Annotated in this window: 9 protein-coding genes; 7 read left to right on the forward strand and 2 right to left on the reverse strand. The window is 63.2% G+C overall.

Annotated elements, in window-relative coordinates; all coding sequences use genetic code 11:
• Both VMW12_13540 and VMW12_13545 read right to left on the reverse strand, forming a co-directional pair.
• Positions 1-579, reverse strand: a 579-nt coding sequence (locus tag VMW12_13540; protein HUZ50745.1) for a class I SAM-dependent methyltransferase, incomplete at its 3' end; no start/stop codon positions are given.
• A gap of 12 nt (positions 580-591) precedes the next feature.
• The gene (locus VMW12_13545; GenBank protein HUZ50746.1) at positions 592-1,014 is read right to left on the reverse strand and encodes a DUF4870 domain-containing protein; all 423 of its coding nucleotides are present in this window, start codon (positions 1,012-1,014) and stop codon (positions 592-594) included.
• A 65-nt stretch (positions 1,015-1,079) separates the two neighbouring features.
• Between VMW12_13545 and VMW12_13550 the strand changes: the two genes are divergently transcribed.
• From VMW12_13550 to VMW12_13580, 7 genes are all read left to right on the forward strand, one after another.
• On the forward strand, positions 1,080-2,435 hold the full coding sequence (locus tag VMW12_13550) for an FAD-dependent oxidoreductase (GenBank protein ID HUZ50747.1): 1,356 nt from the start codon (positions 1,080-1,082) through the stop codon (positions 2,433-2,435).
• On the forward strand, positions 2,432-2,734 hold the full coding sequence (locus tag VMW12_13555; GenBank protein ID HUZ50748.1) for a hypothetical protein: 303 nt from the start codon (positions 2,432-2,434) through the stop codon (positions 2,732-2,734). The genes VMW12_13550 and VMW12_13555 overlap by 4 nt, the downstream gene beginning before the upstream one ends.
• Positions 2,731-3,651: a BadF/BadG/BcrA/BcrD ATPase family protein gene (locus VMW12_13560; protein ID HUZ50749.1), complete on the forward strand. Its 921-nt coding sequence runs from the start codon at positions 2,731-2,733 to the stop codon at positions 3,649-3,651. Before VMW12_13555 ends, VMW12_13560 begins: the two co-directional genes overlap by 4 nt.
• Positions 3,648-4,331: a putative N-acetylmannosamine-6-phosphate 2-epimerase gene (locus VMW12_13565; protein HUZ50750.1), complete on the forward strand. Its 684-nt coding sequence runs from the start codon at positions 3,648-3,650 to the stop codon at positions 4,329-4,331. The genes VMW12_13560 and VMW12_13565 overlap by 4 nt, the downstream gene beginning before the upstream one ends.
• A gap of 70 nt (positions 4,332-4,401) precedes the next feature.
• Positions 4,402-5,499, forward strand: a complete 1,098-nt coding sequence (gene coxB, locus VMW12_13570; protein ID HUZ50751.1) for a cytochrome c oxidase subunit II — start codon at positions 4,402-4,404, stop codon at positions 5,497-5,499.
• A 46-nt stretch (positions 5,500-5,545) separates the two neighbouring features.
• Positions 5,546-7,225, forward strand: a complete 1,680-nt coding sequence (ctaD, locus tag VMW12_13575; GenBank protein HUZ50752.1) for a cytochrome c oxidase subunit I — start codon at positions 5,546-5,548, stop codon at positions 7,223-7,225.
• Positions 7,226-7,240: 15 nt separating this feature from the next.
• On the forward strand, positions 7,241-7,677 hold a 437-nt coding region (locus tag VMW12_13580; protein HUZ50753.1), incomplete at its 3' end, for a cytochrome c oxidase subunit 3.

Below are 7,677 nucleotides of genomic sequence, written 5' to 3' on the forward strand. Positions count from 1 at the left end.
CGTGCGCACGCCGTCGCTCTGCGCGATCATGTAATGGAAGTTGAGGATCGAGACGTTGCCGTCGCGGCGGCTTACCGACATGCGGGCGACCTTGAGCGCGGGCTCGTCGGCAAAGAGCGCGTCGAGGTGCCCGTCGATCCATCGGTCGGGGGTCACCCACGGCTCGACGATCGCGACGCCGCCCGGGCGCAGATGCCGTGCAAACGTCGCCAGGGTCTGGTCGAGGCGCGCCGCGTTGGGGACGTAGCCGATCGCGCTGAACAAACACACGACGGCATCGAAGCGCCGCTCGAGATTGAAGCTGATCATGTCGCCGAGATGCAGCAGCACGTCGGGGCAGCGCCGGCGCGCGATGTCGAGCATCGAGTGATCGGCATCCAGACCCTGGCAGGCATACCACGCCCGCAGATGTTCGAGATGGCCGCCCGTGCCACAGCCAACGTCGAGCAACTCGCTGCCGCGAGCGCGGTGGCGGGCGGCGAGGATGTCGTCGATGCGAGCGGCTTCGGCGGCATAATCTTTTCCCTGTGCCCGGTAGAGCGCATCGTAGAAGGGGGCCGAGCGCGCGTAAAACGACATCGTCGTGCTCCTCTACCGCGGTGCGGTGACGAACGGGATGGCGACAAAATAGCGGGCGGGGCGCACATCGCTCGCGGCGATGGCGCCGATGATCGAAAGAACGACGTTGGCGAGTGTGAGGATCGCGTAGAGCGCGAGCCCACGTAGAAGCCAGGCTCGATCGAGTGCGGAAGCTTCGAACGTATCGCGGTGCCCTAAAAACAGCCCGAGCATCGCGATCGAGCCGGCCGTGACGACGAGTGAGTACGTCGCTTGGAAATTGAAAGCCGCGGCGGCATGCGTGCGAGCGAAAGGCATCCCGTCCGAGCGTTTTACGCGCAGCCAGATCAACAGCGTCGCAATGAGGTTCGCATACGGAACGTTCGTAAAAACGAGGAGTCCTGCGGCATTGGCGTAGATCGCCCAGGAACGGTCGTCATCGGAGATTGTCGCCATGAGAAACGCTGATTGCGCGATCTGCGGAAATGGCCTTCCGAGCAAGCCGACGAAGTGCGCGCAACATGCACGAGTACGATGTGCTCGTCGTCGGCGGCGGTAACGCCGGCTGTGCGGCAGCGATCTCGGCCGCGCGCCATGGGGCGCGCACGATGCTCGTCGAGCGTTACGGGTTTCTTGGTGGTACCGCGACCGCGGCGATGGTGGGCCCGTGGATGACGTTCCATTCGGGCACCGAGCGCATCGTTGGCGGGATCGCGCAAGAGATCGTCGAGCGGCTCATCCGAAAGGGCGGCTCACCCGGGCACCTGCACGATTCGTCGGACTACGTGCCGACGATCACGCCGTTCGATCCCGAGATACACAAGGCGCTCCTCTTTGAAATGATGCAGGAGGCCGGCGTCGATCTGCTGCTGCACGCCTGGTTCTTGGCGGCGATCGTTGACGACGATCGCGTGGTTGGGGCCAGTTTTGCGACCGTCGGCGGCGGGCGTACCTATCGCGCGCGGACGATCGTCGACGCGACGGCGGATGCCTACGTTGCCGCGAGCGCCGGGGTCCCGACGCAGCAAGGCGACGAACGCGGCCGCGTCCAGCCCGCCAGCCTGATGCTGCGCTTGAGTCACGTCGATCTCACCAAGACCGCTACCTACGTTCGCATGCATCCGGATCAAATGCGTACCACGCTCAAAGCCCACGAACGCACGGCGCCGGCGCTGACGGCCGTGGCGGGGCTCTACGCTCTATGGCAACAGGCGGTCGACGACGGCATGGTCGATATTCCGCGCGAACTCGTCTCGTTTTTCATTTCTCCGTATCCCGACGAAGTGACCGTCAATATGACGCGCGTGACCGATATCGACCCGCTCGATCCCGACGATCTCACGCGGGCGGAGGTGGCGGCGCGATTGCAGGTGATGCAGTTGCTGCGCTTCTTTAAAGAACGCGTTCCCGGCTTCGAACACGCACGCATCGCGGGGACGGGCGCGCAGGTTGGAATTCGCGAGTCGCGCAGAATCGTCGGACGATACACGCTTACGGCGCAAGACGTCCTTCAAGGGCGGCATTTCGAAGACGCGGTGGCGCGCAGCGCCTACCCGATCGACATCCACAACCCCACCGGCAGCGGCACCAGCACGCAGCGGCTCGAGCCCGGCGCGGCATATGAAATTCCATACCGCTGTTTGCTTCCGATCAATCGCGAGCAGTTGGTGGTTGCCGGGCGTTGCATCTCGACGACGCACGAGGCGTTGGCTTCGACGCGGCTGACGCCGACCGTCATGACGCTCGGGCAGGCGGCCGGAACCGCGGCGGCGCTCGCGAATGAACGCGGCATTCGCGTCGGGGACGTCGCGCCTGAAAGCTTGCGCGAACGGCTCGTCGCGGACGGTGTCGACTTACGGAGAACAACGCAACCTTGAATACGGCTCTACGGCTCGCTCGCGAATACGGCGTCGAGATACAATTCGCGGACCTCGGCGACTGGGGCGTCGATGAGTTGCGCTCGGAGTACGATCCGCAGCGGTCGGTTATTCGCATCAACATTCGGGTTGCGGAGCAACTCGGCATACCGGAGCTCGGCGAGTTTCTCGCGTTCTCGGTTGGACACGAACTCTATCACCATCGCGAACACATCGGCGAAGTGGAGCGTCTACCCGAACGCAAGCTGCGCGAGATCGCGGCCAACGACTTCGCACGGACGCTCCTCCAGCGGCCGTGAGCGACCTTTTCGCGGGGATCGACGGCGGCCAAAGCTCGACGGTTGCAGCCATCGGCGACCGGAACGGCCGCGTGCTGGGGCGCGGGGTGGCCGGGCCGGCCGACGAGGTCGGGCAGGCGGCGGATTCGCCGCGGCTGCGCGACGCGCTCGCAGCGGCCCTCGCAGCCGCGCTGGAGTCGGCCGGCTTGCCCCGGGATGCGGATTTTGCCGAAATCGTCGCGGGGATCAGCGGCTACGAAGGCCGTGTTGTCGGTTTGGCTCCCGATCTTCCGTCGCGGTCGCTGCACTTGATGCACGACGCCCCGATCGCGCACGCGGGCGCTTTCTGCGGCGCAGGAGGCGCGGTCGTGATCGCCGGCACCGGGTCGGTCGTGTACCTCGGCGACGGCGCAGCGCCGGGCGCGACGTACGGCGGGTGGGGCTACCTCTTCGGCGATGAGGGCAGCGCTTTTTGGTTGGCGCGCGAGGCGGTCGCGGAGAGCATGCGCGGGGTAGACGGGACGTCCGCCCAAGATGACGCCCGCACGCAAGCGCTCCTGGACACCTTCGGTTGTGATTCGTTGCGGGAACTGGCACGAGGCTTTTACGGCGGGGCGATTTCGCGCAGCGCGCTCGCCCGATACGCCCAGCGCACGATCGACGACCCCCGATGGGCCCCGCTCGCGGCGCGCGGCGCGCGCGCGCTGGCGGATTTGGTGCGCGCGGCTTTGGATGCCCATCCCTCCGTGCCCCGGCGCGTGGCGTTCGCCGGCGGCCTCTTCACAAGCCGAGCTTATCGGGAAGCGGTGGCGCAGGAGCTCGGCGGGGTGAGACCCTCTATCGACATCGCGCCGGCTCGCTACGAACCCGCAATCGGAGCGCTGCTTCTGGCATATGCGCGCGGCGGGCTCGGCGTTCGCGAGGTGAGGCCCGCGTGAGCGTGCTCGAACGGATCCGAGGCGGGTTGATCGTTTCGGTGCAAGCGTGGCCGGGATCGGCGATCGACGAGCCGGCGGTCATCGCCGCGATGGCGGCGGCGGCCGTTGCGAACGGTGCGGTCGGGGTGCGCGTTCAGGGCGTACGGAACGTGAGCGCGGTGCGGGAGCGCGTCGATGCGCCGATTATCGGGCTGATCAAGCGCGCATACGACGGGTTCGAGCCCTACATTACGCCGACCGAACGAGAAGTTCGCAGCTTGCTCGCTTGCGGCGCCGACGTCGTGGCCTTCGATGCAACTGCTCGAACGCGGCCCGAACAAGCGACGATGGAGGGCATCGTCGCAACGATTCTCGACGCCGAAAAACTTGCGATGGCCGACTGCGCAACCGCCGCGGATGCGCTCTGCGCCCAGGCTGCGGGCGCGCAGATCGTCGCCTCGACCCTATGCGGATACACCCGGGAGACGGAAGGGCGCCGGTTGCCCGCTCTCGATCTCGTCGCGGAGATGCGCGAACTTGAGTCTTTCGTGATATGCGAGGGAGGCGTCCACACACCGGAACAGGCCGTCGCCGCACTCGAAGCGGGTGCAGACGCGGTCGTGGTCGGAACCGCTATCACGAATATCGATTGGCTCGTCCGGGAGTTTTCCGGCCCGATGGATAAATGGAGAACCCGCTAAAGTCGATGCGAGCGCGGGCCGTATCTACCTATAGTACAGAGAGCTCGGGGTTTAGGAGAGAGAGTTTTCCTTGGTTGAGAAGAGAGAGCCGGTTGTCCGTTTAGAGCGGGGCTTCTGGATTATTACGGCGGTATTCGCGGTACTGTCGATCGCTGCGGTCGCCTATTGGTACTATGCGCCGGTGTCAAGCTGGCTGCCTGAAGCTGCCAGGCCGGCCGAGGAGATCGACGAGCTCTTCAAATTTATGGCCGCGGTCGCGTCGGTGCTATTTATCGCCGTCTTCGGATACTTGCTCTACTTTTCGTTTACTTTCCGGGCGAAGAAGAGCGATGCGGCGGGCGCCATCGGCGTGCAGATCCACGATCATCACGGCCTGGAGCTGTGGTGGACGATTATCCCGGCGATCCTCGTCATCGTGCTCTCGGCGCTGAGCGTCAAAATTTGGTACCAGATTCAGATTCAGCCGAACAACGGTCTGGTCGTGGAATCGATCGGCCACCAGTGGTATTACACGTTCCGCTACCCGCAGGTGCACGGCGAGATCACCGACGCGATGCATTTGCCGGTGAACGAACCCGTGACGCTCAACGTCACGTCGGCCGACGTCATCCACTCGTTTTGGGTGCCGGCGTTTCGCCTGAAAGCCGATATGGTGCCCGGGCTGATCAACACCCTGCGCTTTACGCCGACGCTTCCCGGGACCTATAAAATCATCTGCACCGAATTCTGCGGAACCCAGCATGCGGAAATGAACCAGCAGATCGTGGTGGTCGAGTCCAAAGCGAAATGGGAAGCGTGGTACCACGGTTGGCAGCAAAAGAACGCCAACGTTTCGGACGCGTTGCCGAAGGCCGGCGGCGGAGCCGTCGCGCTCGCAGGCGGCGACCCGAAGGCCGGGCAAGCGCTCTTTGCAACCAAGTGTTCGGGATGTCACGCGGTCGGGCCATTCGATCAGAAGATCGTGGGCCCGGGTCTCAAAGGTATTCTGGACGATCCGAAACATCCGAATTTGGTCGACGGCGCTCCGGCAAATCCGGCCGACGTCGCGAAGATCTTGCAGAACGGATATAAAGGCGACTACCCTGTCGCGATGCCGAACCAGACGGCCAACGGCCTCTCCGATAAGGACATCGCAAACTTGGTCGCATACCTCGGCTCGTTAAAGTAACGATCACTTCTGGAGCTCGTCAGACGACGGGAGTTCATCAATAGACATGGCAGTAGCAGCGGTACATCCAGGCGGCGGGATCGCCGACCACATTCATCCGGAGCCCCAGGGCTTTCTCAGGCGGTACGTTTTTTCGATCGATCACAAGATCATCGGCATACAGTACCTCGTCACCGGCTTCGTCTTCTTCGTGTTGGCGGGATTGCTCGCGGAGATCATCCGCGCGCAGTTGATGCATGCGAACGGCGGCGTCGTGAGCAACGACACCTATAACGAGATCTACTCGATTCACGGCTCGGCGATGGTGTGGCTGGTGATTATTCCGATCGCGACCGGCGGGTTCGGCAACTTCGTCTTTCCGCTCCAAATCGGCGCGCGAGACGTGGCCTTTCCGTGGCTGAACATGCTGAGCTTCTGGATCTTTCCGGTCGCCGGCCTCATGCTGTTCTCGTCGTTCCTGATGGGCGCGCCGGTGGCAGGCTGGACGGAGTATCCGCCGATGTCGCTGCAAGGCGGTGCCGGAACCTCGATGTGGTGCGCCGCGATTTTCTTGGTCGGTGTCAGCTCTACGCTTACCGGGATCAACTTCTTGGTGACGATGCTGAAAATGCGCGCGCCCGGAATGACGTTCACACGGATGCCGCTCTTCTGTTGGGGCCAGTTCGCAACCGCGCCGCTGCTGATGGTCGCGACGACCGCTCTCGCCGCCGCGCTGGCCGCGCTCTTCATGGAGCGTCAGTTCGGCGTGCCGTTCTTCGACCCGACCAAGGGCGGGTCGCCGATTCTCTGGCAGCACATGTTCTGGTTCTACTCGCATCCGGCCGTCTACATCATGATCTTACCGGTCTTCGGGATGATCTCCGATATTCTGCCAACGTTCACGCGCAAGCCGATCTTCGGCTATAAGATGATCGCGTTCTCGTCGATGGCGATCGCGCTGGCCGGCTTCATGGTCTGGGCTCACCATATGTTCACCTCGGGCCTGGCACCGTATCTGCAGCTTCCGTTCATGATCATGACGTTCGTCATCGCGGTTCCGACCGGGGTGAAGATCTTCTCGTGGGTCGCGACTCTGTGGGGCGGCAAGATTCACTTCACGACCGCGATGCTGTTCGCGCTCGGATTCATCACACTGTTCACCCTAGGTGGGCTCTCGGGCGTCTTCCTCGCGGCCGTACCGTACGATCTGCACGTGCACGGCACGTACTTCGTGGTCGCGCATTTCCACTACGTGCTGGTGGGCGGGAGTTTGACCGGCATCTTCGCCGGTATGTACTACTGGTTCCCCAAGATGAGCGGCCGCATGTTGAACGAGACGCTCGGTAAGTGGCATTTCTGGTTATTCATGATCGGCTTTAACGGGACGTTCTTGCCGATGCACGCGCTGGGTATTCTCGGAATGCCCCGTCGCGTCGCTGAGTACGACCCGCAGTTCCAGTTCTGGAACCAGTTCGAATCGATCGCGTCGTTCGTGATGACGCTGGGCATTCTGCTCTTTTTCATCAACGTGATCTGGAGCATTCGCAACGGCAAGAAAGCCGGGCCGAATCCCTGGGGCGCGCGCACGCTCGAATGGCAGATCCCTTCGCCGCCGCACTACTACAACTTCAAGCACATTCCGAGCGTGTATGGCCTGCCATACGACTTCTCGGAGCCGCTCCCGTACAAGGGACTGGACGACGAACTCAACGATTCGCCCCCGCCGTTGCTGGCCGGGGCCCACTAAGAGGAAGCGGACAACGTGGCAGTAGCAACCGTCCCGCATGGCGCGCATGCGCCTGTGGGCGAGGTCGACCAGCTCTACGTCGAGACGCGCGAACTGCGCCTCCAGGGATTCATGCTGTTCCTGGTTTCGGACATCGTGCTCTTCTCGTCGTTCATCTTCGCCTACCTGTACCTGCGTAATAGCGGGCAGGGCTGGCCGCCGCCGGGGATCAGTCGTCTCGACGTCGCGTTCGCGGCGCTCAACTCGGTGATTCTGTTCGGTTCCGGCGCGACGATGCATTACGCACTCGAGAACTGGAAACACGGCAATTTCAATCGTTACGTCGGGTTCATGGTCTCGACGATCATCCTGGGCGCGATGTTCCTGGGCGGCCAGGGATACGAGTACACCAACCTCTACTTCCACGAGCACGTGTCGTGGGGCGGTAGCGGCATCTTCGGAGCCTCGTTCTT

The organism is Candidatus Dormiibacterota bacterium, from assembly GCA_035532835.1.
Taxonomy (GTDB): Bacteria; Vulcanimicrobiota; Vulcanimicrobiia; order Vulcanimicrobiales; family Vulcanimicrobiaceae; genus DAHUXY01.